Source organism: Pseudomonas sp. NFX98 (assembly GCF_047784845.1).
Lineage (GTDB): Bacteria > Pseudomonadota > Gammaproteobacteria > Pseudomonadales > Pseudomonadaceae > Aquipseudomonas.
The window spans coordinates 12,416-36,681 of the sequence record NZ_JBLNNF010000018.1 but is presented as its reverse complement, the minus strand read 5'-3'; the positions used below and the strand labels follow the sequence as shown (position 1 = coordinate 36,681).

At 59.9% G+C, this 24,266-nt stretch carries 24 protein-coding genes and 1 pseudogene; 12 read left to right on the top strand and 13 right to left on the bottom strand.

Annotation, left to right across the window (positions count from 1 at the left end; all coding sequences use genetic code 11):
• Positions 1–18 precede the first annotated feature (18 nt).
• On the top strand, positions 19–591 hold the full coding sequence (locus tag ACM110_RS22535) for a xanthine phosphoribosyltransferase (RefSeq protein ID WP_008022089.1): 573 nt from the start codon (positions 19–21) through the stop codon (positions 589–591).
• A gap of 129 nt (positions 592–720) precedes the next feature.
• Here ACM110_RS22535 and ACM110_RS22530 read toward each other — a convergent pair whose 3' ends face one another.
• The 6 genes from ACM110_RS22530 to dadA form a co-directional block, all read right to left on the bottom strand.
• A complete protein-coding gene (locus tag ACM110_RS22530; protein ID WP_416129505.1) occupies positions 721–2,643 on the bottom strand; it encodes an acetyl-CoA hydrolase/transferase C-terminal domain-containing protein in 1,923 nt (640 codons plus the stop codon).
• Between the two features lie 236 nt (positions 2,644–2,879).
• Complete coding sequence (locus ACM110_RS22525; protein ID WP_416129588.1) at positions 2,880–3,293, bottom strand: c-type cytochrome; 414 nt, start codon at positions 3,291–3,293, stop codon at positions 2,880–2,882.
• 182 nt (positions 3,294–3,475) lie between these two features.
• Positions 3,476–4,024, bottom strand: a complete 549-nt coding sequence (locus ACM110_RS22520; protein ID WP_007947433.1) for a cupin domain-containing protein — start codon at positions 4,022–4,024, stop codon at positions 3,476–3,478.
• 128 nt (positions 4,025–4,152) lie between these two features.
• On the bottom strand, positions 4,153–5,226 hold the full coding sequence (alr, locus tag ACM110_RS22515) for an alanine racemase (RefSeq protein ID WP_416129504.1): 1,074 nt from the start codon (positions 5,224–5,226) through the stop codon (positions 4,153–4,155).
• Positions 5,227–5,322: 96 nt separating this feature from the next.
• Positions 5,323–5,676: a RidA family protein gene (locus ACM110_RS22510; protein WP_416129503.1), complete on the bottom strand. Its 354-nt coding sequence runs from the start codon at positions 5,674–5,676 to the stop codon at positions 5,323–5,325.
• Positions 5,648–6,952 (bottom strand): D-amino acid dehydrogenase, encoded by a 1,305-nt coding sequence (gene dadA / locus ACM110_RS22505; protein ID WP_416129502.1) that lies wholly within the window; start codon positions 6,950–6,952, stop codon positions 5,648–5,650. Before dadA ends, ACM110_RS22510 begins: the two co-directional genes overlap by 29 nt.
• Positions 6,953–7,109: 157 nt before the next feature.
• Here dadA and ACM110_RS22500 point away from each other — a divergent pair, with 157 nt between their 5' ends.
• Positions 7,110–7,598, top strand: a complete 489-nt coding sequence (locus tag ACM110_RS22500) for an AsnC family transcriptional regulator (protein WP_416129501.1) — start codon at positions 7,110–7,112, stop codon at positions 7,596–7,598.
• 79 nt (positions 7,599–7,677) lie between these two features.
• Here the strand turns inward: ACM110_RS22500 and ACM110_RS22495 are convergent, their stop codons facing one another.
• Entirely contained in the window at positions 7,678–8,031 is a 354-nt protein-coding gene (locus ACM110_RS22495) for a YkgJ family cysteine cluster protein (RefSeq protein WP_416129500.1), read from the bottom strand.
• A gap of 147 nt (positions 8,032–8,178) precedes the next feature.
• On the opposite strand from ACM110_RS22495, the gene ACM110_RS22490 reads away from it, so the two are divergent.
• On the top strand, positions 8,179–9,471 hold the full coding sequence (locus ACM110_RS22490) for an NAD(P)/FAD-dependent oxidoreductase (protein WP_416129499.1): 1,293 nt from the start codon (positions 8,179–8,181) through the stop codon (positions 9,469–9,471).
• A gap of 127 nt (positions 9,472–9,598) precedes the next feature.
• On the opposite strand, the gene ACM110_RS22485 is transcribed toward ACM110_RS22490, so the two are convergent.
• Positions 9,599–9,844, bottom strand: a complete 246-nt coding sequence (locus ACM110_RS22485) for a DUF1127 domain-containing protein (RefSeq protein ID WP_416129498.1) — start codon at positions 9,842–9,844, stop codon at positions 9,599–9,601.
• Positions 9,845–10,023: 179 nt separating this feature from the next.
• Here ACM110_RS22485 and ACM110_RS22480 point away from each other — a divergent pair, with 179 nt between their 5' ends.
• Entirely contained in the window at positions 10,024–11,457 is a 1,434-nt protein-coding gene (locus tag ACM110_RS22480; RefSeq protein ID WP_338583867.1) for a PLP-dependent aminotransferase family protein, read from the top strand.
• 60 nt (positions 11,458–11,517) lie between these two features.
• Positions 11,518–13,086 (top strand): phospholipase D family protein, encoded by a 1,569-nt coding sequence (locus tag ACM110_RS22475; protein ID WP_416129497.1) that lies wholly within the window; start codon positions 11,518–11,520, stop codon positions 13,084–13,086.
• A gap of 78 nt (positions 13,087–13,164) precedes the next feature.
• Here ACM110_RS22475 and ACM110_RS22470 read toward each other — a convergent pair whose 3' ends face one another.
• Together ACM110_RS22470 and ACM110_RS22465 are read right to left on the bottom strand one after the other, a co-directional pair.
• Positions 13,165–14,307: an MFS transporter gene (locus tag ACM110_RS22470; RefSeq protein WP_416129496.1), complete on the bottom strand. Its 1,143-nt coding sequence runs from the start codon at positions 14,305–14,307 to the stop codon at positions 13,165–13,167.
• 186 nt (positions 14,308–14,493) lie between these two features.
• Positions 14,494–15,987 carry an aldehyde dehydrogenase gene (locus ACM110_RS22465; protein ID WP_338583871.1) on the bottom strand — a complete coding sequence of 498 codons (1,494 nt, stop codon included), beginning with the start codon at positions 15,985–15,987 and terminating at the stop codon, positions 14,494–14,496.
• 234 nt (positions 15,988–16,221) lie between these two features.
• On the opposite strand from ACM110_RS22465, the gene ACM110_RS22460 reads away from it, so the two are divergent.
• The 3 genes from ACM110_RS22460 (at position 16,222) to ACM110_RS22450 (ending at position 17,460) form a co-directional block, all read left to right on the top strand.
• Positions 16,222–16,584, top strand: a complete 363-nt coding sequence (locus ACM110_RS22460; RefSeq protein ID WP_416129495.1) for a cupin domain-containing protein — start codon at positions 16,222–16,224, stop codon at positions 16,582–16,584.
• A gap of 172 nt (positions 16,585–16,756) precedes the next feature.
• Positions 16,757–16,975 carry a peptidase inhibitor gene (locus ACM110_RS22455; protein ID WP_416129494.1) on the top strand — a complete coding sequence of 73 codons (219 nt, stop codon included), beginning with the start codon at positions 16,757–16,759 and terminating at the stop codon, positions 16,973–16,975.
• 209 nt (positions 16,976–17,184) lie between these two features.
• Positions 17,185–17,460, top strand: coding sequence for a peptidase inhibitor (locus ACM110_RS22450; protein ID WP_416129493.1), 276 nt, complete (start codon positions 17,185–17,187; stop codon positions 17,458–17,460).
• An 85-nt stretch (positions 17,461–17,545) separates the two neighbouring features.
• Here ACM110_RS22450 and rpmG read toward each other — a convergent pair whose 3' ends face one another.
• Both rpmG and rpmB read right to left on the bottom strand, forming a co-directional pair.
• Positions 17,546–17,701: a 50S ribosomal protein L33 gene (rpmG, locus tag ACM110_RS22445; RefSeq protein ID WP_007894709.1), complete on the bottom strand. Its 156-nt coding sequence runs from the start codon at positions 17,699–17,701 to the stop codon at positions 17,546–17,548.
• An 11-nt stretch (positions 17,702–17,712) separates the two neighbouring features.
• Positions 17,713–17,946 carry a 50S ribosomal protein L28 gene (gene rpmB, locus ACM110_RS22440; protein ID WP_034147715.1) on the bottom strand — a complete coding sequence of 78 codons (234 nt, stop codon included), beginning with the start codon at positions 17,944–17,946 and terminating at the stop codon, positions 17,713–17,715.
• Positions 17,947–18,391: 445 nt separating this feature from the next.
• Between rpmB and ACM110_RS22435 the strand changes: the two genes are divergently transcribed.
• The gene (locus tag ACM110_RS22435) at positions 18,392–19,978 is read left to right on the top strand and encodes an ABC transporter substrate-binding protein (protein ID WP_416129492.1); all 1,587 of its coding nucleotides are present in this window, start codon (positions 18,392–18,394) and stop codon (positions 19,976–19,978) included.
• Between the two features lie 132 nt (positions 19,979–20,110).
• Here ACM110_RS22435 and radC read toward each other — a convergent pair whose 3' ends face one another.
• Positions 20,111–20,785 (bottom strand): RadC family protein, encoded by a 675-nt coding sequence (radC, locus tag ACM110_RS22430; protein WP_150702380.1) that lies wholly within the window; start codon positions 20,783–20,785, stop codon positions 20,111–20,113.
• A gap of 135 nt (positions 20,786–20,920) precedes the next feature.
• Here radC and coaBC point away from each other — a divergent pair, with 135 nt between their 5' ends.
• From coaBC to ACM110_RS22415, 3 genes and pseudogenes are all read left to right on the top strand, one after another.
• Positions 20,921–22,129, top strand: coding sequence for a bifunctional phosphopantothenoylcysteine decarboxylase/phosphopantothenate--cysteine ligase CoaBC (coaBC, locus tag ACM110_RS22425; protein WP_416129491.1), 1,209 nt, complete (start codon positions 20,921–20,923; stop codon positions 22,127–22,129).
• Between the two features lie 5 nt (positions 22,130–22,134).
• A complete protein-coding gene (gene dut / locus ACM110_RS22420; RefSeq protein WP_007975171.1) occupies positions 22,135–22,590 on the top strand; it encodes a dUTP diphosphatase in 456 nt (151 codons plus the stop codon).
• A 246-nt stretch (positions 22,591–22,836) separates the two neighbouring features.
• Positions 22,837–24,240: pseudogene (locus ACM110_RS22415) on the top strand (phosphomannomutase/phosphoglucomutase); the annotation flags it as partial.
• Positions 24,241–24,266 lie beyond the last annotated feature (26 nt).

The window sequence follows — 24,266 nt, the reverse complement described above, 5'->3', positions numbered from 1 at the left end:
CCAACAGAGGACAGCTTCATGGAAGCCCTGCACCAGAAAATCCGCGAACAAGGCATCGTGCTTTCCGATCAGGTCCTGAAGGTCGACGCCTTCCTGAACCACCAGATCGACCCGGCCCTGATGAAGCTGATCGGCGACGAATTCGCCACGCTGTTCAAGGACTCGGGCATCACCAAGATCGTCACCATCGAAGCCTCGGGCATCGCCCCGGCGATCATGACCGGTCTGAACCTCGGCGTGCCGGTGATTTTCGCCCGCAAGCACCAGTCCCTGACCCTGACCGAAAACCTGCTGTCGGCGACCGTCTACTCGTTCACCAAGCAGACCGAAAGCACCGTGGCGATCTCCCCGCGTCACCTGACCAGCAGCGACCGCGTGCTGATCATCGATGACTTTTTGGCCAACGGTAAGGCGTCCCAGGCACTGATTTCGATTATCAAACAGGCTGGCGCCACCGTTGCCGGTCTGGGCATCGTGATCGAGAAGTCGTTCCAGGGTGGCCGTGCGGAGCTGGATTCGCAGGGTTATCGCGTTGAATCGCTGGCGCGCGTCAAGTCGCTGGCCGGTGGTGTTGTGACCTTCATCGAGTAAGCCGCCACACCGCAATATCCCTGTAGGAGCCGAGCTTGCTCGCGATGGCGGCCGGACAGTCAATATTGATGTTGAATGTTATGGCCTCATCGCGAGCAAGCTCGGCTCCTACAGGTTTTGTGTTGGTTGTTATTGGGCGGTGGCCTTCAGGCCGGTGAGCAGCAAGCGCTGAAACAAGTCTTCTTTCAAGCCTTCGGGCTCAGCCAGCCGCATGCGCTCCAGATGCACGGGAAACGCCGCAGGTTCCGGCGCATCCAACGCTGCCTTACCCAACTCCAACACCTCGCTGAGCTTGAACTTGCTCTTCAACCAGTTCAGCGCCCGCAACACATCCCGCTCCGCCTCAGTGAAATCACTCCCCAACGGATACTCCGGAAACAGCTGCGCATGCCGTGCCTGTATCGCCTGCAAACGCTGAGGACTGTTGTCCGTGAAACGCGGATCGAGACGGAAATCCTTCGGCAGCTTGCCGACCTTCTGCGCCTGCTCGATCAGACCCGCCTGAAAACGCGAGTCACTGATATTGAGCAACGCTTCGATCACCGCCGCATCAGTCTTGCCACGCAGATCGGCGATGCCGTACTCGGTGACCACGATGTCGCGCAGATGCCGGGGGATGGTGCAGTGGCCGTATTCCCAGACGATGTTCGAACTGACGTCGCCGCCGGACTCGCGCCAGCTGCGCACCAACAGCACCGAGCGCGCACCTTGCAGCGCATGCCCCTGCACCACGAAGTTGTACTGCCCGCCTACACCGCTGAGCACGCGCCCGTCTTCCAGCTGATCCGCCACGGCGGCACCCAGTAAAGTCACGGTGAACGCAGTGTTGATGAACCGCGCATCGAGACGCTGCAAGCGCTTGAGTTCTTCCTGGCCGTACAGCTCGTTGATGTAGCTGATGCGCGTCATGTTGAATTCGAGGCGCTTGCTTTGCGGCAACTCACGCAAGCGTTCATAGAAACTACGCGGCCCGAGAAAGAAACCACCGTGCACCGAGATGCCGTCGGTTTGCGCCGCTTCGTCGAGGGTGCCGGCATTCGCCTGCTGCTGGGTGGGCACGTCCGGGTACACCTTGCGTCGCACGATGCCTGCGTCGGCCAGCACCAGCAGGCCGTTGACGAACATTTCGCTGCAACCGTAAAGGCCCTTGGCGAACGGTTCGAGGCCGCCTTCGCGTTCGATCAGTTGAGCCCATTGGCTCAGGTTCACGTCCGCCAGCAAGGCCTTGTAACCGTCGTTATCCGCCTGACGCGCCAGCAACGCTGCCGTCAACGCATCACCCATCGAACCGATGCCGATCTGCAAGGTGCCGCCATCGCGCACCAGCGTACTGGCGTGCAGGCCAATGAAATGGTCCTGGAAACCCACCGGCATGTTCGGCGTGGAGAACAGCGTGGTGCGGTCCTTCTCGTCGATCAGCAAGTCGAAAGTATCGATGCCGACCTCCGCGTCACCGGGCATGTACGGCAAATCGTCGTGCGCCTGGCCGACCATCAGGATCGTCTCTCCGGCAGCCCGGCGCTTGGCAATCATCGGCAACAGGTCGAGGGTGATGTCCGGGTTGCAGCTCAGGCTCAAGCGATCGGGATGATCGGCATGGCTGGCAACCAGTTGCGCCACCAGGTTCAACCCGGCAGCGTTGATGTCCCGGGCCGCGTGGCTGTAGTTGCTGCTGACGTAATCCTGCTGCGCCGCCGCACTGTTGAGCAGGCTGCCGGGCTGCATGAAGAACTGCTGGATGTGGATGTTGCCCGGCAGATTGTCGCGGTGCAGATCGGCGAGAAAATCCAGCTCGGGATAATCGCCGAACACCCGCTCGATGAAGGGCTCGAGGAAGCGTTTCTGCAAGCCGTCACCCAATGGAGGTCGACCGAGGCACAACGCGGTATAGATCGTCAGCTGCCGCTCGGGCAACTGCGCGATGCGGTGATACAGCGCGTTGACGAAATGGTTGGGTTTGCCCAGGCCCAGAGGCAGCCCCATATGAATATGCGTCGGCAACCGCGCCAATACATCATCGACCGCCTGTTCGATAGAACACAGCTGAACCATCCAATCCTCCCTTACATTCCATGACGTGGGGTTGGACCGAGCTTGCCGGGTCTTTGCTGCAATGAACAGCCTCTGAAGATCACACTGACCTGTAGGAGCTGCCGAAGGCTGCGATCTTTTGATCTTGTTTTTAACTATCAACATCAAAAGATCGCAGCCTGCGGCAGCTCCTACAGGGAAATAACAGGCACAAAAAAGCCGCTCGAAAGCGGCTTTTTTACGAAAGAGGCGGCTGGTTACAGGCCGGACATCTCTTTGATGGCGCCCTTCAGCTCGTCGTCGGAGCAGTCGGCGCAGGTGCCTTTTGGTGGCATCGAGTTGATACCGGTAATGGCTTTGGCCAGGATGCCGTCGAGGCCGCCCTGGTGATCGGCACGTTCTTTCCAGGCTGCCTTGTCGCCGATTTTCGGCGCGCCCAACAGGCCGGTGCCGTGGCAAGCGTTGCAATGTTTGGCAATAACATCTTTAGGCGCCTTGGCCCCGCCACCGCCGCCGGAAGCTGCGGCAACTTCCATGCCCTTGCATTCTTGACCCGTTACACAAACCTGGCCGACCGGCTCAAGGCGTTTGGCAATTTCGTCGTTCGTCGCAGCTTGAGCGCTGACAGCCCAAAGGGCCAATACGGTTGCTGGTACGGCCAGCATTTTCATAATTAGGTTCACGCGTTCACCCTCAATGGTGGCTAGTCACGCCTACGGCCACGGTTCGCAGGCGGGCGCAAGTATAGCGGTAAGCCCGCGACACTGAAACAACCCCAAAGTCGAAGGGGTCTTGTTGCGCAACGGTCAAACGGCTCGGGTGCCTCGGCCATGCTGGCAGGGCGCCTCTTTTCTTAGAAATTCGCGGGTGTAGCTGCGCTGATTAGTCGCGCCGGCGCATCGAACGGATTACGGAAACGATGCGGCTTGGTACTTTCAAAGTAGTAGCTATCGCCAGCTTCGAGCACAAAAGTTTCCAGCCCGACCACCAGTTCAAGTCGACCTTCCACCAGAATTCCGGTTTCCTCGCCCTCATGGGTGAGCATCTCGTCACCGGTGTCGGCGCCTGGCGGGTAGATTTCATTGAGGAACGCGATAGCCCGGCTCGGGTGCGCCCGGCCGACCAGTTTCATGGTCACTGCACCATCGGAAATGTCGATCAGCTCGTTGGCCTTGTAGACGATCTGAGTCGGTTTTTCCTGCAGGATTTCTTCGGAAAAGAACTCGACCATGGACATGGGAATCCCGCCCAACACTTTCCTCAGCGAACTGATCGAGGGGCTGACGCTGTTCTTCTCGATCATCGAAATGGTGCTATTGGTGACGCCCGCGCGTTTGGCGAGTTCACGCTGGGAAAGGCCTTTGAGCTTGCGGATCGATTGCAGTCGTTCACCGACGTCCAATGCTGGAGCCTCCAGGGTTCAGGTTTGTTGGAATATTGAGCGTTATCATGGCGACAGCGTTCAGTATTTACAACACTTTGACCTGAATCCTGTTCGGTGAAGCGACTTCCGGTTCGCACCGTCGAGTGTCAGCTCCCGGAATAGAGCAGTGGCACCCGGCGCAGGTTGCAGAAGATCTGGTAAGGAATCGTGCCCGCCGCGATGGCCACGTCGCTGGCGAGGATGTTTTTGCCCCACAGCTCGACGGTCGAGCCCAGGCTGGCTTGCGGAATGTCGGTCAGGTCGACGCAGAGCATGTCCATCGACACCCGGCCGATCAACTGGCTGCGTTGCCCGGCCACAAGCACCGGCGTGCCGGTCGGCGCCAGACGCGGATAGCCATCGGCGTAACCCATGGCCACCACGCCAACGCGCATTGGTTTTGGCGTGATGAATTTCGCGCCGTAACCGATCGGCTCGCCGGCCGGCAATTCACGCACGCTGATGACTTTCGATTCGAGGGTCATCACCGGTTGCAGGCGCGCGGCCACGGCGTTGGCTTCTTCAAACGGCGTGGCGCCGTAGAGCATGATGCCCGGACGCACCCAGTCACTCGGGATCTGCGGCCAGCCCAGCACGGCCGGGGAATTGCGCAGGCTGACTTCAGCGGACAAACCTTGACGCGCCGCTTCGAACACCGCGACCTGCTCGGCGCTGGCCTGGCTGTTCAATTCATCGGCCCGGGCGAAGTGGCTCATCAGCACAATCTTCGCCACTTTGCCGCTGACCAGCAGCCGTTGATAAGCGCTCTGATAATCCTTCGGATGCAGCCCCACCCGGTGCATGCCCGAATCAAGCTTGAGCCAGACCGTGACCGGTTTGCTCAGCGCGGCTTTCTCGATCGCTTCGAGTTGCCACAGCGAATGCACCACGCACCAGAAATCATGTTCGACGATCAGCGCCAGCTCATCGGCTTCGAAAAAGCCTTCCAGCAGCAGCACCGGCGCGCGAATACCGGCGGCGCGCAGCTCCAAAGCCTCTTCGATGCAGGCCACGGCAAAGCCGTCCGCGTCAGCTTCCAGCGCCTGGGCACAACGCACCGCGCCATGGCCGTAGGCATCGGCCTTGATCACCGCGAGGGCTTTGGCTCCCGTGACTTCACGGGCGACTTGGTAGTTGTGACGCAGGGCTTGAAGGTCGATCAGGGCACGGGCAGGACGCATGGCGGCAGACTTCTGGTCGGTCGTTTGGAAGAAAAACCGGCGCTGGCTGACGGCGTGAACCGCCAACAGCGCCGGAAGAGGGATCTTTACTACGGTTTACGGCAGCGCGGCGACGATGGAAATCTCGACCAGGATGCTTGGCTTGGCCATCTTCGCTTCGACGGTGGCGCGGGCCGGAGCAGCGCCCTTTGGCAGCCACTGGTCCCACACCGAGTTCATTCCGGCGAAGTGCGCTTCGATGTCGTTCAGGTAAATCGTTGCCGACAGCAGATGCTGCTTGTCAGTCCCGGCCAGATCGAGCAGACGCTCGATATTGGCCAATACATCGCGGGTCTGCTGTTCAATCCCGGCGTTGAAGTCGTCACCGACCTGCCCGGCCAAATACACCGTGCCGTTATGGGTGACGATCTGACTCATGCGTTCATTGGTGAGCTGGCGCTGGACTGACATGCTTTGCGGACTCCTGTCGTTTGGTGCCATAGCGGGAAATATCGAGGCCTTCGGCGCTGATCTGCGGCGTTTTCTTCGCCATCAGGTCAGCCAGCAAGCGACCGGAGCCGCAGGCCATGGTCCAGCCGAGTGTGCCGTGACCGGTGTTCAGGAACAGATTCTTGAACGGGGTGGCGCCAACGATTGGCGTACCGTCCGGGGTGGTCGGACGCAGGCCGGTCCAGAAACTCGCCTCGGCCAGATTGCCGCCCTGAGGATAAAGGTCGTTGACGATCATCTCCAGGGTTTCGCGCCGACGCGGGTTCAGCGACAGGTCAAAACCGGCGATCTCCGCCATGCCGCCGACGCGGATGCGGTTGTCGAAACGGGTGATCGCGACCTTGTAGGTCTCGTCGAGAATGGTCGACGTCGGGGCCATCGCCGGGTTGGTGATCGGCACGGTCAGCGAGTAACCCTTGAGCGGATACACCGGCGCCTTGATCCCCAGCGGCTTGAGCAGTTGCGGCGAGTAGCTGCCGAGTGCCAATACGTAGCGATCGGCGGTTTCCAGCTTGCCGTCGATCCACACACCGTTGATGCGATCACCGGCGAAGTCGAGACGCTGAATGTCTTGGCCGAAACGGAACTGCACACCGAGGTTCGTGCACATTTCTGCGAGCTTGGTGGTGAACATCTGGCAGTCGCCAGTCTGGTCGTTCGGCAGGCGCAGGGCGCCGGCGAGGATGTCGGTGACGCTGGCCAGGGCCGGCTCGACGCGGGCAATGCCTTCGCGGTCGAGCAGTTCGAACGGTACGCCGGACTCTTTCAGCACGGCGATGTCTTTCGCGGCGCCATCGAGCTGAGCCTGGGTGCGGAACAGTTGGGTCGTACCGAGGCTGCGACCTTCGTAGGCGATGCCGGTTTCGGCGCGCAGTTCGTCGAGGCAGTCACGGCTGTACTCGGACAGACGGACCATGCGCTCCTTGTTCACCGCGTAACGGCTGGCGGTGCAGTTGCGCAGCATCTGCGCCATCCACAGGTATTGATCGATGTCGGCGGTGGCCTTGATCGCCAGCGGCGCGTGGCGCTGCAACAGCCACTTGATGGCTTTAAGCGGCACGCCCGGCGCGGCCCACGGCGAGGCATAACCCGGCGACACCTGGCCGGCGTTGGCGAAACTGGTCTCCATGGCAGCAGCTGGCTGCCGGTCGACCACCACCACTTCAAACCCGGCACGCGCCAGATAGTAAGCACTGGTGGTACCGATGACGCCGCTACCCAAGACCATGACGCGCATTTTCATATCCCTCATCGCGGCGAACCGCTGGCGTTTGTTGTTCAGAGCTTCAGATGTGCGCAGTTTAAAAAAGAATGACCAGTGATTTTCACTATATAAGCGCCTATATTTGGCGACAATTCTCGGCAAAAACCCTTTTCACGGAGGCGCATCCCCTATGCGAACCAACACTCAAACCAAACGTGAGCTGGACAAGATCGACCGCAGCATTCTGCGGATCCTGCAAGCGGACGGGCGCATCTCTTTCACCGAGCTTGGGGAAAAGGTCGGGCTCTCGACCACGCCCTGCACCGAGCGGGTCCGGCGTCTTGAGCGCGAAGGGATCATCATGGGCTACAACGCGCGGCTCAACCCGCAGCACCTCAAGGGTAGTCTGCTGGTGTTCGTCGAGATCAGCCTCGACTACAAATCCGGCGATACCTTCGAAGAGTTCCGATGCGCGGTGCTGAAATTGCCCCATGTGCTGGAATGCCACCTGGTGTCAGGGGATTTCGACTATCTGGTGAAGGCGCGGATTTCCGAGATGGCCTCGTACCGCAAGTTGCTGGGCGACATCCTGCTCAAGCTGCCGCATGTGCGCGAATCCAAGAGCTATATCGTGATGGAAGAGGTGAAAGAGAGCTTGAGCCTGCCGATTCCGGACTGAAGATCAAAAGATCGCAGCCTGCGGCAGCTCCTACAGAAGAACGCGATTCCATGTAGGAGCTGCCGCAGGCTGCGATCTTTTAAACCAACACCTGCCGGTTGGAAGCTATGTATTCGAATATCTGCTTCTCGACTCTTGGATGAATCAACTCCACCGGCCCGCGCCCATTCGGGCATGGCAGCGTCTTGGTGGTGCCGAACAACCGGCAAATCAGCGGTCGCTCGTGATACACGGTGCAGCCGTTCGGGCCGAGATGCACACAGTTGAGTTCGTCCATGGCCGCCTCTTGCTCGGCGCGGGTCTTGCGCGGCAGGCGCGACATTTCTTCCGGCGAGGTGGTCACCGGACCGCAGCAGTCATGGCAGCCGGGCACGCACTCGAACGAGGGAATCTGCTGGCGCAGCGTGCGGATTTTCTGACTGTTGCAGCTCATCGAAGCGGTGACCGAAAGCGGAATAGAGCGCAATTGTGAGGCAAAAGCCGTGATCCAGACAGCGGCAACCGACCAATGTTGCCCGTCCGCGAAGGTCCGGCTTATGCTCCGTCAAATTTTCTAAACACAAGAATCAGGATGACGCGCATGAACGCCCGTGCCCAGCACACTGCCTCCTATTACGCCGACAACAGCCTGCCGCAGCCGGATCATCCGGTGCTCACAGGGGATCTGGTGGCCGATGTATGCGTGGTTGGTGGCGGTTTCTCGGGGTTGAACACGGCGCTGGAACTCGCCGAGCGCGGCCTCAGCGTGGTGCTGCTCGAAGCTCACAAGATCGGTTGGGGCGCCAGCGGACGCAACGGCGGGCAGTTGATTCGCGGCGTGGGCCACGGCCTCGATCAGTTCGCCAACGTGATCGGCGCGGATGGTGTGCGTCAGATGAAACTCATGGGCCTTGAAGCCGTGGAAATTGTCCGCCAGCGGGTCGAGCGTTTTCAGATTCCCTGCGACTTGACCTGGGGCTACTGCGATCTGGCCAACAAGCCCCGAGACCTTGAAGGTTTTGCCGAAGATGCCGAAGAACTGCGCAGCCTCGGTTATCGCTATGAAACCCGACTGCTGCAAGCCAGTGAAATGCATACCGTCGTCGGTTCCAAGCGCTACGTCGGCGGTTTGATCGACATGGGCTCCGGGCACCTGCATCCGCTGAACCTGGCGTTGGGTGAAGCGACTGCCGCGCAGCAACTGGGCGTGAAACTGTTCGAACAGTCCGCCGTCACGCGCATCGATTATGGCCCCGAAGTGAAGGCGCATACCGCCCAAGGCTCGGTCCGTGCGAAGACCCTGGTACTGGGCTGCAATGCCTACCTCAACCACCTCTATCCCGAGCTGAGCGGCAAGGTTCTGCCCGCCGGCAGCTACATCATCGCCACCGAACCTTTGAGCGAAGAACTGGCGCACTCTCTTCTGCCGCAGAACATGGCGGTGTGCGATCAGCGAGTAGCGCTGGATTACTACCGACTCTCGGCTGACCGTCGCTTGCTGTTTGGTGGTGCCTGCCATTACTCGGGGCGCGACCCGAAAGACATCGCGGCTTACATGCGGCCGAAGATGCTGGAGGTCTTTCCACAACTGGGCGACGTGAGGATCGACTATCAATGGGGCGGCATGATCGGCATTGGCGCCAACCGCCTGCCGCAGATCGGTCGACTCAAGGATCAGCCGAATGTGTATTACGCCCAGGCTTACTCAGGGCATGGGGTGAACGCCACGCATCTTGCGGGCAAGTTGCTGGCCGAGGCCATCAGCGGTCAGCACAGCGGTGGTTTCGATTTGTTTGCCAAGGTGCCGCACATTACCTTCCCGGGTGGAAAGCATCTGCGTTCGCCGTTGTTGGCGTTGGGGATGCTTTGGCATCGGCTTAAAGAGTTGGTCTGAGAGATTTCCTGCGCGTGTAATGCCGTCATCGCGAGCAAGCTCGCTCCCACAGGGGATTTACGTCGATCACAAATCCAATGTGGGAGCGAGCTTGCTCGCGATGAGGCCCTGAAGGACAGCGCAAAACTCAGATCCGCCAGAAAGGCTTGAGCCCTTCTTCCCGCGCCTGTTCCCGCGTCAGCCCGATATCCTTGAGCTGGTCAGGTGTCAGGGCCAGCAACGCCTTGCGCGTGTGCAGGCGTTGCCAGAACAGATTCCAGCGACTCAGGCCGGACGGCGCGTTGCGCATGAGCGCATGGCGTGCATTGTCCTTTTGCCCTGTCTCCAGTTCCTGACTGTGTAACGTCAGCCGCACATCGCTCAAACCGTTCATTTTGAATGCTCCTGTTTACTTGGGTAGCCAGAGATTCCATGATGCGCAAACAGGGAAAAGCATTACAGATTCAAAGCACCTGTATTATTTCCATACAGATTTACCGTTTTCAGCTCTGAATCTTGAATTTTTGCCTCATCTGTACTGGTTAACCGAATCACTCAATCCGAGACTGCGCCATGACCCTTTACGTCAACCTCGCCGAATTGCTCGGCACGCGTATCGAACAGGGCTTTTATCGCCCCGGTGACCGGCTGCCGTCGGTGCGGGCACTGAGCGTCGAGCATGGGGTCAGCCTGAGCACGGTGCAGCAGGCTTATCGGGTGCTGGAAGACAGCGGGCTGGCGATGCCAAGGCCCAAGTCCGGGTACTTCGTTCCGGTCAGTCGCGAACTGCCGGAGCTGCCGGCGGTTGGCCGCCCGGCGCAACGGCCTGTGGATATCTCGCAGTGGGATCAAGTGCTGGAGTTGATTCGCGCTGTGCCGCGCAAAGACGTGGTGCAACTGGGCCGCGGCATGCCCGACATCACCAGCCCGACCATGAAACCGCTGTTGCGCGACCTCGCCCGGATCAGCCGTCGGCAAGACATGCCCGGCCTGTATTACGACAACATCCACGGCAACCTCGAACTGCGCGAGCAAATCGCCCGCCTGATGCTCGATTCCGGCTGTCAGTTGGGCCCCGGCGATCTGGTGGTGACCACCGGTTGCCACGAAGCGCTGTCCACCAGCATCCGCGCCATCTGCGAGCCGGGCGACATCGTGGCCGTGGACTCGCCGAGCTTTCACGGCGCCATGCAGACCCTCAAGGGGTTGGGCATGAAGGCGCTGGAAATCCCCACCGACCCGCTCACCGGGATCAGTCTCGAGGCGCTGGAGCTGGCCCTGGAACAATGGCCGATCAGGGCCATACAGTTGACGCCCAACTGCAACAACCCGTTGGGCTACATCATGCCGGAATCGCGTAAACGCTCGTTGTTGACGCTCGCACAGCGTTTCGACGTGGCGATCATCGAAGACGATGTGTATGGCGAATTGGCCTACACCTATCCGCGCCCGCGCACGATCAAATCCTTCGACGAGGACGGCCGCGTCCTGCTGTGCAGTTCGTTTTCCAAAACCCTGGCGCCGGGCCTGCGCATTGGCTGGGTCGCACCGGGGCGATATCTGGAACGGGTGCTGCACATGAAATACATCAGCACTGGCTCCACCGCGCCGCAACCGCAGATCGCCATCGCCGAATTTCTCAAGGGTGGTCACTTCGAACCGCATTTGCGGCGGATGCGCACGCAATACCAGCGCAATCGCGACGCGATGATCGATTGGGTCACGCGCTATTTCCCCGCCGGCACCCGCGCCAGCCGTCCGCAAGGCAGCTTCATGCTGTGGGTCGAACTGCCGGAAGGCTTCGACACCTTGAAACTGAATCGTGCCCTGCACGATCAGGGCGTACAGATTGCCGTCGGCAGCATCTTTTCCGCCTCGGGCAAATACCGCAATTGCCTGCGCATGAACTACGCTGCCAAACCAACGGCACAGATTGAAGAAGCCGTGCGCAAGGTCGGCGCCGCCGCCATCAAACTGCTTGCGGAAACCGACGGGCTGACCGACTGACCTTTCTGCGGATACCAGCGTCCATATGCCAACGACCGCCGCCAAACGGAACGATCCCACGTGAGAGTCAGACAGCCGCTGCTTGCTCTTGTGTTACTTGCTTCGTTCCTCGGCGGCTGCGCCAGTCTCGACGTGCAGCGCGAACCGAGCCAAGCCTTGCCGGCAAGCGCCTCGGCATTCGGCCGTTCGGTCCAGGCACAGGCCGCGCCTTATGAAGGCAAATCGGGTTTCCGCCTGCTCTCAGACAGCACCGAAGCCTTCACGGCCCGCGCCGAGCTGATTCGCAACGCCCAGGCCAGCCTCGATTTGCAGTACTACATCGTGCACGACGGCATCAGCACGCGAATGCTGGTGGAAGAAATCCTCAAGGCCGCCGACCGTGGCGTGCGCGTACGCATTCTGCTCGACGACACCACCAGCGACGGTCTGGACCGCACCATCGCCACCCTCGCGGCGCATCCACAGATTCAGATTCGGGTGTTCAACCCGCTGCACCTTGGGCGCAGCACCGGCGTCACGCGCACCATGGGCCGCTTGTTCAACCTGTCACTGCAACACCGGCGCATGCACAACAAGCTATGGCTGGCGGATAACAGCATGGCCATCGTCGGCGGGCGCAATCTGGGGGACGAGTATTTCGACGCCGAACCCAACATGAACTTCACTGACATCGACATGCTTGGTGTCGGGCCGGTCGCCGAGCAACTGGGCCATAGTTTCGACCAATACTGGAACAGCGCCCTGAGCAAGCCAATCGACCAGTTCCTGTCGAGCAAGCCGACCGCCAAAGACCTGGAAAACACCCGGACCCGACTGGAAGAATCACTGGAAGAATCCCGCAAGCAGAACCACGCGCTCTATCAGCAGCTGATGGCTTTCAAAACCGAGCCGCGCCTGGATATCTGGCGCAAAGAGCTGATCTGGGCCTGGAACCAGGCACTGTGGGATGCCCCCAGCAAAGTATTGGCCAAGGACGAGCCGAATCCGCAGCTGCTGCTGACCACGCAATTGGCGCCTGAGCTTGAAGGCGTCAGCAAAGAGCTGATTCTGGTTTCGTCCTATTTCGTCCCGGGTCGGCCGGGGATGGTTTACCTGACCGGTCGCGCCGATGCCGGGGTTTCGGTGAAACTCTTGACCAACTCACTGGAAGCCACCGACGTGCCGCCAGTGCATGGCGGCTACGCGCCTTATCGCAAGGCGTTGCTGGAGCACGGTGTTCAGCTTTTCGAGTTGCGCCGCCAACCCGGTGATGACAGCGGCAGCGGACCGCGCCTGTTTTCCAGCAAATCGTACGGCGACTCGGACTCCAGCCTGCACAGCAAGGCCATCATCTTCGACCGGCGAAAATCCTTCATCGGCTCGTTCAACTTCGACCCGCGCTCGGTACTGTGGAACACCGAAGTCGGGGTGCTGGTGGACAGCCCGGAAATTGCGACTCATGTCCGCGAACTGGCGCTGCAAGGCATGTCGCCGCCCCTGAGTTATCAGGTGAAGCTGGAAGGCGGCCAGCTGGTTTGGGTCACGGAAGACGACGGCAAAATGCATACCCTGACCAAGGAACCGGCCAGTTGGTGGCGTCGCTTCAATGCGTGGCTGAGCAACACGGTTGGCCTTGAGCGGATGCTTTAAAAGATCGCAGCCTTCGGCAGCTCCTACATTGTAGACGCGCCACCTGTAGGAGCTGCCGAAGGCTGCGATCTTTTGATCTTATGCAGGCTGTGTGGCACCAAACGCGCCTTGTCGCGAGACCAGAATCACCAGACCAAACGCCCCCGCTGCCATCAACAACGGCAACGCATGCCCGCTGATCCATTGGCTGCCGGCACCGGCGATCAACGGCCCGAGCAGGCAGCCGACGCCCCACAACTGCGCGATGTGCGCGTTGGCGCGGACCAGCGCATCGTCGCGATAACGCTCGCCAATCAGGATCAATGACAAGGTAAACAAACCGCCGGCACTGGCGCCGAACAACACCCACAACGGCCAGATCAGCAACGTGTCGATCAGCAGCGGAATCGCCAGACTCGACACCAGCAGGACGACCGCGCAGCCCGTAAACAACGAGCGCCGCGATACGCGATCCGCCAGCGCACCAATGGGCAATTGCAGCAAGGCATCGCCGACCACCACCGTACTGACCATCGCCAAGGCGATTTCCGTAGTGAAGCCCTGGCGCAGGCAATACACCGGCAACAGCGTCAGGATCATCGCTTCAAACGCCGCGAACAGCGACACCGCCCAGGCAATCGCCGGCAGGCCACGGCAGAACGTCAGCAGATCACCAAAGGTCACACTGCACGCCTCACTGCTGGGCGCACCGCTGCGACCCAGCAACAGGAACGGTGCCGCCACCAGTAAACCAACTCCAACCCAGAAACCGTAATCGTGCTCGGTGCCCAGTACGCCCAACAGGATCGGCCCGGCCAACTGACTCAACGCATAACTGCTGCCGTACAGCGCCACCAACCGACCGCGCCACTCCTCGACCACCAGTTGGTTGATCCAGCTTTCGCCGAGGATGAAAACCAGTGTCAGGATCACGCCGATCATCAAGCGCAGTACCAGCCAGATCGGATAGCTCGGCAACAGCGCCAGCAAACCGATGGACACGGCACCCGCCCACAGGCACAGGCGCATCAAATTGGCCGTGCCCAGGCGCGCTGCCAGATGGCTGGAAATCTTTGCGCCCAGCAACACGCCAATGGCCGGCATCGCCGCCATCACGCCGATGGCAAACGAGCCGTAGCCCCAGCTTTCCAGGCGAAACGACACCAGCGGCATGCTGACGCCAAGGGCCAGGCCAACACTCAAGACAGACGCCAACACGGCGAAATACGTCGCCCAACGCATGTTCCACGCTCCTGTGGATATTATTTTTCAGACGGCACAAAACACTGTGGGAGCGAGCTTGCTCGCGATAGCGGTTTCACATTCAACATTGAAGTCGACTGTTACACCGCTATCGCGAGCAAGCTCGCTCCCACAGGGGATCAGCTTCGTTTGGGAGCCTGATTTGGAGCAGGCTCCCTCACTGACTTACAACTTGATCCAGGTCGCCTTCAGCTCGGTGTACTTGTCGAACGCGTGCAGCGACTTGTCGCGACCGTTGCCGGACTGCTTGAAGCCACCGAACGGTGCCGTCATGTCGCCGCCGTCATACTGGTTGACCCACACGCTACCGGCACGCAATGCGCGGGCAGTGAGGTGAGCCTTGGAGATGTCGGCAGTCCAGACCGCAGCGGCCAGGCCGTACGGCGTGTCGTTGGCGATGGCGACGGCTTCTTCAGCGTTGTCGAAGGTGATGACCGACAACACTGGTCCGAAGATTTCTTCCTGGGCAATTTTCATCGCGTTGCTCACACCGTCGAAAATCGTCGGCTCAACATACGTGCCGCCCGTTTCCTGCAGGATGCGCTTGCCGCCAGCGACCAGTTTGGCGCCGTCGGTGTGGCCCGACTCGATGTAAGACAGCACAGTGTTCATCTGCTGGGTATCCACCAGCGCACCGACGTTGGTCGCCGGGTCCAATGGGTTGCCCGGCTTCCAGGTTTTCAGCGCCTCGATCACCAGCGGCAGGAATTTGTCCTTGATCGAACGCTCCACCAGCAGGCGCGAGCCGGCGGTGCAGACTTCGCCCTGGTTGAACGCGATGGCACCGGCAGCGGCTTCGGCAGCTTCTTGCAGGTTCGGCGCGTCGGCGAACACGATGTTCGGGCTCTTGCCGCCGGCTTCGAGCCAGACGCGTTTCATGTTCGATTCGCCGGAGTAGATCAGCAACTGCTTGGCGATCTTGGTCGAACCGGTGAACACCAGGGTGTCGACGTCGTTATGCAGGGCCAGGGCCTTGCCGACGGTATGACCGTAACCTGGCAGTACGTTCAGCACGCCTTTCGGGATGCCGGCTTCAACGGCCAGCGCCGCGATGCGGATGGCGGTCAGCGGCGATTTTTCCGACGGCTTGAGAATCACCGAGTTACCGGTGGACAGCGCCGGGCCGAGTTTCCAGCACGCCATCATCAGCGGGAAGTTCCACGGCACGATGGCGCCCACCACGCCGACCGGCTCGCGGGTCACCAGACCCAGCTGATCGTGCGGAGTAGCGGCTACTTCGTCGTAGATCTTGTCGATGGCTTCGCCGCTCCAGCTCAGGGCTTGCGCCGCGCCGGGAACGTCGATGTACAAGGAGTCGCTGATCGGCTTGCCCATGTCCAGGGTTTCAAGCAGGGCCAGCTCTTCGGCGTGCTGTTTGAGCAGGCCGGCGAAACGGATCATGGTGGATTTGCGTTTGGTCGGCGCCAGGCGCGACCAGACGCCGGAATTGAAGGTGGCGCGAGCGTTTTCCACAGCGCGCTGGGCATCGGCAGCGTCACAGCTGGCAATCTTGCCCAGCAGACGGCCATCGACCGGGCTGATGCACTCGAAGGTCTCGGCGGAGACAGCGTCGGTGTATTCGCCGTTGATGTAGGCACGGCCTTCGATCTTCAGATCGCGAGCACGTTGTTCCCAGTCGGCACGAGTCAGGGTGGTCATGCGAGTGTCCTCCTCTTATTGAATACGACACCCGCGATCTTCGCGGGCGCTGTCAGGAATTCTGCCCGGCCAGCCTGCTTTCGGCCCAAGGCAACCGTCACCCTAAACCAGCGGCAGGTGAAGTTTCAATATATTTGACATATCGCCGGCAAACGGCCTTGCGATGTTCATTTTAATAAACATAGACTTTGCGCTGACCAACCACTCGCGCCGTAAATACGGGAGATAAAAACAATGAGCATCCAGAACGTCGTCGACTTCAGCCAAGCCACCACCGCCGCCGAGCGCTACCGCCCGGACCCGGCCAAAGTGCTCAAGGGCGACCCGGAGCAAGCGGTCTACAACCACTACAACAGCCCGTGCGGCCAGTTGAACGCAGGTGTATGGGAAGGCGCCGTCGGCCAATGGACGGTGAATTTCACCGAGCACGAATATTGCGAGATCGTGCAGGGCGTTTCCGTGCTGCGTGACACCGATGGCAACAGCAAGACCCTGCGCGCTGGCGATCGCTTCGTCATCCCGGCCGGCTTCAAAGGCACCTGGGAAGTGCTGGAGCCGTGCCGCAAGATCTATGTGGCGTTTGAGCAGAAGGCATAAGCCGCCGCCAATCGAAACAGGCGCTCATATTCTGCCGCTGGCCAATTCAAGCGGCACCGGATAAGACTACGCGCAGGCGCCACGCAGTTCATCGCCGGGATGGTTTGCACAGGACATGCAGCCACCGGGCGAAGTGAGCGACCTGCCCCAATAAATTTGCAAGGAGGCAAACATGCCCGTCTTACCTGATCAATGCGATCTCGCCATCGCCCAATACACCATCGGCCAGAAATGCACCCCGGAGTTGCTCGAAGAAGTTCGCGCCCTGGCCAATGGGGCTCCTGTGCGCGCCACAGGACCGACGTACCCTTCGAGCTGGGACGTGCGCCCGCGGCGCATCAACCTGCATACCAATGCCGACAGAGTCATCGTCAGCATCAACTGCGGTTGATCCGAATCGTCGCTGACGACCCAATCTGGCTCGCGCACAACAAACAAGGCCCGTATCTCGCGATACGGGCCTTGTTTCGTCCATCCGCTGTTGAAGGCTGAGCCACCCTATACATAGTTACCGCACTCAGTCACCGACCATGAGGGATGCTGTTTTCGCTCCCGGCAAAAGGGAGCTCACACTCATAACTCACAAGGACGCGAATTAACATGCGCAAACTTTTCATCATTTGCCTGCTGGCGAGTCTCGCCTTTTCAGCCAGTCTGTTGCCGGCGCATGCCGATGCCTCATCGACACAATGCGATATTCGGTATGCAAAGGAACTCATAGGCCAACGCCTGACACTGGCAATCAAAGAGCAGGCGCGCGCGGAGGCAAATGCGACCAAGGTTGTGGTCAATCGCCATACCCCGGAATTTGAACCCGATCGCCTGCGGATCTTTACCGACTGGGACAATGTAATCAGTGACATGTACTGCGGCTGATCATCCGGCACGACTCGTTTCCAAAGACAACAAAAAAGGCCCGTATCTCGCGATACGGGCCTTTTTCGTAAGAGGGAAAAATCAATTACTTGATTTTGCCTTCTTTGTAGATCACGTGCTTGCGAACAACCGGATCAAATTTCTTGATCTCGATTTTGTCCGGAGTAGTGCGCTTGTTCTTGTCGGTAGTGTAGAAGTGACCAGTACCGGCGCTCGAAATCAAACGAATCAATTCACGCATGATTATCTCCCTTAGATCTTGCCAGCTTTACGGATTTCGGCCAGCACGGCAGTGATGCCACGCTTGTCGATGATACGCATGCCTTTGGCAGATACGCGCAGACGCACGAAACGTTTCTCTTCTTCAACCCAGAAGCGGTGATGCTGCAGGTTCGGCAGGAAACGACGACGGGTTTTGTTGTTTGCGTGGGAAATGTTATTCCCAGTTACCGGACCCTTACCGGTAACTTGACATACTCTAGACATGCCTCAGCCCTCTAAAACCACATGCCCAACCCGGCATGGGTTGGCCGCTTAATCTCTCAGTCATTTGGCGCCAGGCGCCGCGTTTCTTTAGAGGTCTTACCGGCTACACCTACAGTGAAGGAACCGGGCCCCTAGAAAAGAGCGCTGCTTTATACCAGAAAGACTGGAGAGCAACAACATTCGCTGTGCCCTGAATGGATAAAAACCCCACTTTTCGCGCGTCAGACGCTTTGGATAAAGGCTGTCGTCGATTCCGACCGCTCGTCGCAGAGAAACGCTCGACACGCCAATCAGGGGGTTTTCCAATCGAGGCACACTCAAATCAGGCGCCTATAGTCCCCTCAAAATGAAAAAGGGGATAGTCATTTGCAAAGGAGCCCACTAGGGTAAGCCTTTTCCAGACTGCACTTGCAGATGGGCCTTCGATCTGTAAAGGAATCCGACCATGCGCCTCGCTGCCTTACCGCTGTTGCTTGCCCCGCTTCTGCTGAGCCCACAGGCCTTCGCCGCCGCCCTGAGCGTCTGTACCGAGGCCAGCCCGGAAGGGTTCGACGTGGTGCAATACAACTCGCTGACCACCACCAACGCCTCGGCCGACGTGCTGATGAATCGCCTGGTGGACTTCGACACCGCCAGCGGCAAAGTGGTCGCCAGCCTCGCCGATAGCTGGGAAGTCAGCCCCGACGGCCTGGTCTACATCTTCAAACTGCATCCGCAGGTGAAATTTCACCGCACCGAGTATTTCAGCCCGACGCGTGAGTTGACCGCCGAAGACGTGAAATTCAGTTTCGACCGCATGCTCGACCCGGCGCACCCATGGCACAAAGTCGCCCAGAGCGGCTTCCCGCACGCTCAGTCGATGCAGTTGCCGGCGCTGATCAAGAAAATCGACGCACTGGACCCGTTGACCGTGCGTTTCACCCTGGATCACCCCGACTCGACGTTCCTGCCAACCCTGAGCATGGGTTTCGCCTCGATCTATTCGGCGGAATATGCTGACAAACTGCTCAAGGCCGGCACGCCGGAAAAGCTCAACAACCAGCCAATCGGCACCGGCCCGTTCGTCTTCACACGATTCCAGAAAGACGCGTCGATCCGCTACAAGGCCAATCCCGATTACTTCCGAGGCAAGCCCGAGGTCGATCCGCTGATCTTCGCCATCACCCCGGATGCCAACGTGCGCCTGCAGAAACTGCGCCGCAATGAGTGCCAGATCGCCCTGTCGCCCAAACCGCTGGACGTACAGGCCGCGCTGAAAGAACCGACCTTGAAAGTCGAAAAGACTGACGCCTTCATGACCGCGTTCGTTGCCCTCAACAGTCAGCATCCACCGCTGGACAAGCCAGAAGTGCGCCAGGCGATCAACCTCGCCTTCGACAAGGCCAACTACGTCAAAGCGGTGTTCGAAGACACCGCCGAACCCGCCAGCGGCCCCTACCCGCCCAACACCTGGAGCTACGCCAAAGGCTTGCCGGGCTATCCCCATGACGTTGAGAAAGCCAAGGCGTTAATGGCCAAGGCCGGGCTCAAGGACGGTTTCCAGACCACCATCTGGACCCGCCCGTCGGGCAGCTTGCTGAACCCCAACCCGAGCCTCGGCGCCCAACTGCTTCAGTCCGATCTCGCCGAGATCGGCGTTCAGGCCGAAATCCGTGTGATCGAATGGGGCGAGCTGATCCGCCGCGCCAAGGCTGGCGAGCACGACATCCTGTTCATGGGCTGGGCCGGCGACAACGGCGACCCGGACAACTTCCTCACGCCGCAGTTTTCCTGCGCGGCGGTCAAGTCCGGCACCAACTTCGCTCGCTACTGCAATCAGGACCTGGACAAGCTGATCAGCGCCGGCAAGACCACCGGCGAGCAAGGTGTGCGGACCAAGCTCTACGAACAGGCGCAGGCGCAGATCCAGCAACAGGCGCTGTGGTTGCCACTGGCCCATCCAACGGCTTTCGCCCTGACGCGCAAGGATGTTGAAGGTTATTCGGTGAGCCCGTTTGGGCGGCAGGATTACTCGAAGGTCAACATCAAGTAATCCGCCATACACAAAACCTGTAGGAGTGAGCCTGCTCGCGATTGCTTTCTTTCAGTTACCGTCCGAGTGACTGACACGACGCCATCGCGAGCAGGCTCACTCCTACACTGGATTTGTATTCTCCCTTCAGATCTACATCCACCCATACTCAGCCATCGACAACGGATCGCCGTCGCCGATGATGAAATGGTCGAGCACCCGCACATCGATCAACTCCAGCGCTTTTTGCAGGCGTTTGGTCAGCACCCGATCAGCCTGACTCGGATCAGAATTGCCCGACGGGTGGTTGTGACAGAGGATCAACGCCGCGGCGTTGTTGGCCAAGGCACGCTTGACCACCTCTCGCGGATGAACACTGGTGTTGTCGATGGAACCGCGAAACAGCGTCTCAAACGTCAGCACCTGATGCTTGGAGTCGAGAAACAGACAACCAAACACCTCATGCGGCTCATGACGCAGCATCGACTTCAGGTACTCGCGAACCGCATGCGGATTTTCCAGTGCCGACTTTTGGCGCGCCCGCTCGGCCAAATGCCGCCTGCTCATTTCTTGAGCAGCCTGCAACTGGGCAAATTTCGCCGGTCCGAGCCCCAACTGCTTGCTGAACGTTTCCTGATCGGCCTCAAGCAGCGAGCGCAGGCTGCCAAATTCACTCAATAGATGTCGCGCCAGATCCACGGCGCTTTTACCCACTACGCCTGTTCGCAAGAAAATCGCCAGCAACTCGGCATCAGAAAGACTTCCCGAGCCCTGTTCAAGCAACCTCTCCCGCGGCCGCTCAGCCGCCGGCCAATCACGAATACTCATAACACCTCCCTGTCTTTGGGCGCCGCTGTTCCGTAGCGGTCGCTGTGATATCGTAGCCCATCTTTTTTGCGGACGAATTCACTCCTGGGGAGGGGGTTTCGCCACGCAGTCATCAACGAAATGAAAGGCAGGCCTATGCAGCGGCTGTATCGGAAACGCATTGTTCTGGGCGTCGGCGGCGGCATCGCTGCCTACAAGAGCGCCGACCTGGTTCGCCGCCTGATGGACCAGGGCGCCGAAGTGCGCGTGGTCATGACCCGTGGCGGTGCCGAGTTCATCACCCCGCTGACCATGCAGGCTTTGTCCGGGCACCCTGTGCACCTGGACTTGCTGGACCCCGCGGCCGAAGCCGCGATGGGCCACATCGAACTGGCCAAATGGGCCGATCTGGTATTGATCGCCCCGGCCACTGCGGACCTGATCGCGCGTCTGGCCCAAGGCATCGCCGATGACTTGCTGACCACACTGGTGCTGGCCACCGATGCGGTGGTCGCCGTCGCCCCAGCCATGAACCAGGCCATGTGGCGCGATCCGGCAACCCAGGCCAACCTGCAAACACTTGAAAGCCGTGACCTGAAGGTCTTCGGCCCGGCTTCCGGCAGCCAGGCCTGCGGCGACGTCGGCCTGGGGCGCATGCTCGAAGCCACCGACCTCGCGCAACTCGCGGCGGACTGCTTCCAGCGTCAGGCGCTGACCGGTAAACACGTGGTGATTACCGCAGGCCCGACCCAGGAAAACATCGACCCGGTGCGCTACATCACCAACCACAGCTCCGGCAAAATGGGCTTCGCCCTGGCCGAAGCGGCGGTTGAAGCCGGCGCCCGTGTCACGCTGATCAGCGGCCCGGTGCACCTGCCGACCCCGGATCGCGTCACGCGCATCGACGTGGTCAGCGCCCGCGACATGCTCGCCGCGTGTGAAGCCGCGATTCCTTGTGACATTTTCATCGCCTCGGCTGCGGTCGCGGACTACCGTCCGGAAGTCGTTGCCCCGCAAAAACTCAAGAAAGACCCTACAAACGGCGACGGCTTCGTCCTGCAAATGGTGCGCAACCCGGACATCCTGGCCAGCATCGCCACCCGTCCCGACCGTCCGTTCAGTGTCGGTTTCGCCGCTGAAACCGAACACTTGCTCGATTACGCTGCCCGCAAGTTGAAAGACAAGAACCTCGATTTGATCGTCGCCAACGACGTCGCCAACCCGAGCATTGGCTTCAACAGCGAAGAAAACGCCTGCAGCGTCATCGACCGTGGGCTGCACGCCACACTTTTCGCCCAGACCAGCAAGAGCAAGATTGCTCGCCAGCTGATCACTTTTATCGCCGAACGTCTGAACCAGGTTTAATTTACATGCACGCTTTGCAAGCCAAGATCCTCGACCCACGCATCGGTACCGAATTCCCGCTGCCGCAGTACGCCACGCCAGGCTCCGCCGGCCTTGACCTGCGCGCCATGCTGGAACAAGACACCGTGATCAAACCGGGTGAAACCGTGCTGATCCCTACCGGCCTGTCGGTGTACATCGGTGACCCGAACCTCGCCGCACTGATCCTGCCGCGCTCGGGCATGGGCCATAAGCACGGCATCGTGCTGGGCAACCTGGTCGGCCTGATCGACTCCGACTACCAGGGCCCGCTGATGGTTTCCTGTTGGAACCGCGGCCAGACCGAATTCACCATGCCGGTGGGCGAGCGCCTGGCGCAGCTGGTGTTGGTGCCGGTGGTGCAGGCTCACTTCGAGATGGTTGAAGAGTTTGTTGAAACCGAACGTGGCACTGGCGGTTTTGGCCATACCGGCACCCGCTGATCCGACACGCTGCATTCCTGTGGGAGTTGCCGCAGACTGCGATCTTTTGATTTTGTTTTTTTAAAGTTCAAGATCAAAAGATCGCAGCCTTCGGCAGCTCCTACAGGGGCCTTGCCCTGCCCTCTGGGGTGTCATGGCCCTTTCGCACCACGAACTCTCTGTGGAAAACGCCGTCATACCCTTCAGTTTGAACGTGTCGCCAAATATTTCGGCGACCTGTCCAGCCACTTTCAAGATGGAGCATTTCCACAGATGAGCACCCCCGCCCGCCTCGCCCCCAAGTTCCCCGACAGCATTTTCCGCGCCTATGACATTCGCGGCACCGTCCCGGAGTTTCTGAACGCTGAAACGGCTTACTGGCTCGGTCGCGCCATCGGTGCCCAAACCCTGGCCCAGAATGAGCCGAACATTTCCGTTGGCCGTGACGGTCGCCTGTCCGGCCCGGAGCTGGTGGAGCAATTGATCCAGGGCCTGGCCGACAGCGGTTGCCACGTCAGCGACGTTGGCTTGGTGCCGACCCCGGCGCTGTATTACGCCGCCAACGTGTTGGCCGGCAAATCCGGTGTGATGCTGACCGGCAGCCACAACCCGTCGAACTACAACGGCTTCAAGATCGTCATCGCCGGCGACACCTTGGCCAACGAACAGATCCAGGCCCTGCACGATCGCCTCAAGACCAACAACCTGAGCAGCGGCAAAGGCAGCATCACCAAGGTCGAAATCCTCGACCGCTACACCACCGAAATCGTCCAGGACATCAAACTGGCCCGACGCCTGAAAGTGGTTGTGGATTGCGGTAACGGGGCGGCCGGCGTGATCGCCCCGCAATTGATCGAAGCGCTGAACTGCGAAGTCATCCCGCTGTTCTGCGAAGTCGACGGCAATTTCCCGAACCACCACCCGGATCCGGGCAAGCCTGAAAACCTCGTCGACCTGATCGCCAAGGTCAAGGAAACCAACGCCGACATCGGCCTGGCCTTCGACGGCGACGGCGACCGCGTCGGCGTGGTGACCAACACTGGCAGCATCGTCTATCCAGACCGCCTGCTGATGCTGTTCGCCCGTGACGTCGTGGCGCGCAACCCTGGCGCGGAGATCATCTTCGACGTCAAATGCACCCGCCGCCTGACACCGCTGATCAAGGAATATGGCGGCCGGTCGTTAATGTGGAAGACCGGTCACTCGTTGATCAAAAAGAAAATGAAACAAACCGGCGCCCTGTTGGCCGGCGAAATGAGCGGGCACATCTTCTTCAAGGAGCGCTGGTTCGGTTTCGACGACGGTATCTACAGCGCCGCGCGGCTGCTGGAGATCCTCAGCAAGGAAAAATCCTCGGCCGAAGAGCTGTTCGCAACCTTCCCGAACGATATTTCTACGCCTGAAATCAATATCCATGTGACCGAAGAGAGCAAATTCAGCATCATTGATGCATTGCATGACGCGCAGTGGGGCGCAGGCGCCGACCTGACCACCATTGACGGCGTGCGAGTCGACTATGCCAAAGGCTGGGGCCTGGTGCGCGCGTCCAACACCACACCGGTGCTGGTGCTGCGCTTCGAGGCCGATGACGAGGCAGAACTTTCGCGCATCAAGGACGTTTTCCACGCCCAGTTGAAGCGTGTTGCACCTGATCTCCTTCTACCGTTTTGATTTATTGAAGCGCCTTCTTTTGAAGT

Bases quoted from the DNA above. Each gene is read 5' to 3' on its own strand.
- ACM110_RS22435 (WP_416129492.1), top strand. From the start codon at position 18,392: ATGCGCCTCGCTGCCTTACCGCTGTTGCTTGCCCCGCTTCTGCTGAGC.
- ACM110_RS22480 (WP_338583867.1), top strand. From the start codon at position 10,024: ATGACCCTTTACGTCAACCTCGCCGAATTGCTCGGCACGCGTATCGAA.
- alr (WP_416129504.1), bottom strand. From the start codon at position 5,226: ATGCGTCCTGCCCGTGCCCTGATCGACCTTCAAGCCCTGCGTCACAAC.
- ACM110_RS22525 (WP_416129588.1), bottom strand. From the start codon at position 3,293: ATGAAAATGCTGGCCGTACCAGCAACCGTATTGGCCCTTTGGGCTGTC.
- coaBC (WP_416129491.1), top strand. From the start codon at position 20,921: ATGCAGCGGCTGTATCGGAAACGCATTGTTCTGGGCGTCGGCGGCGGC.
- radC (WP_150702380.1), bottom strand. From the start codon at position 20,785: ATGAGTATTCGTGATTGGCCGGCGGCTGAGCGGCCGCGGGAGAGGTTG.
- ACM110_RS22530 (WP_416129505.1), bottom strand. From the start codon at position 2,643: ATGGTTCAGCTGTGTTCTATCGAACAGGCGGTCGATGATGTATTGGCG.
- rpmG (WP_007894709.1), bottom strand. From the start codon at position 17,701: ATGCGTGAATTGATTCGTTTGATTTCGAGCGCCGGTACTGGTCACTTC.
- ACM110_RS22465 (WP_338583871.1), bottom strand. From the start codon at position 15,987: ATGACCACCCTGACTCGTGCCGACTGGGAACAACGTGCTCGCGATCTG.
- ACM110_RS22450 (WP_416129493.1), top strand. From the start codon at position 17,185: ATGCGCAAACTTTTCATCATTTGCCTGCTGGCGAGTCTCGCCTTTTCA.
- rpmB (WP_034147715.1), bottom strand. From the start codon at position 17,946: ATGTCTAGAGTATGTCAAGTTACCGGTAAGGGTCCGGTAACTGGGAAT.
- ACM110_RS22495 (WP_416129500.1), bottom strand. From the start codon at position 8,031: ATGAGCTGCAACAGTCAGAAAATCCGCACGCTGCGCCAGCAGATTCCC.
- ACM110_RS22535 (WP_008022089.1), top strand. From the start codon at position 19: ATGGAAGCCCTGCACCAGAAAATCCGCGAACAAGGCATCGTGCTTTCC.
- dadA (WP_416129502.1), bottom strand. From the start codon at position 6,952: ATGCGCGTCATGGTCTTGGGTAGCGGCGTCATCGGTACCACCAGTGCT.
- ACM110_RS22490 (WP_416129499.1), top strand. From the start codon at position 8,179: ATGAACGCCCGTGCCCAGCACACTGCCTCCTATTACGCCGACAACAGC.
- ACM110_RS22470 (WP_416129496.1), bottom strand. From the start codon at position 14,307: ATGCGTTGGGCGACGTATTTCGCCGTGTTGGCGTCTGTCTTGAGTGTT.
- ACM110_RS22455 (WP_416129494.1), top strand. From the start codon at position 16,757: ATGCCCGTCTTACCTGATCAATGCGATCTCGCCATCGCCCAATACACC.
- ACM110_RS22510 (WP_416129503.1), bottom strand. From the start codon at position 5,676: ATGTCAGTCCAGCGCCAGCTCACCAATGAACGCATGAGTCAGATCGTC.
- ACM110_RS22485 (WP_416129498.1), bottom strand. From the start codon at position 9,844: ATGAACGGTTTGAGCGATGTGCGGCTGACGTTACACAGTCAGGAACTG.
- ACM110_RS22500 (WP_416129501.1), top strand. From the start codon at position 7,110: ATGCGAACCAACACTCAAACCAAACGTGAGCTGGACAAGATCGACCGC.
- ACM110_RS22460 (WP_416129495.1), top strand. From the start codon at position 16,222: ATGAGCATCCAGAACGTCGTCGACTTCAGCCAAGCCACCACCGCCGCC.
- dut (WP_007975171.1), top strand. From the start codon at position 22,135: ATGCACGCTTTGCAAGCCAAGATCCTCGACCCACGCATCGGTACCGAA.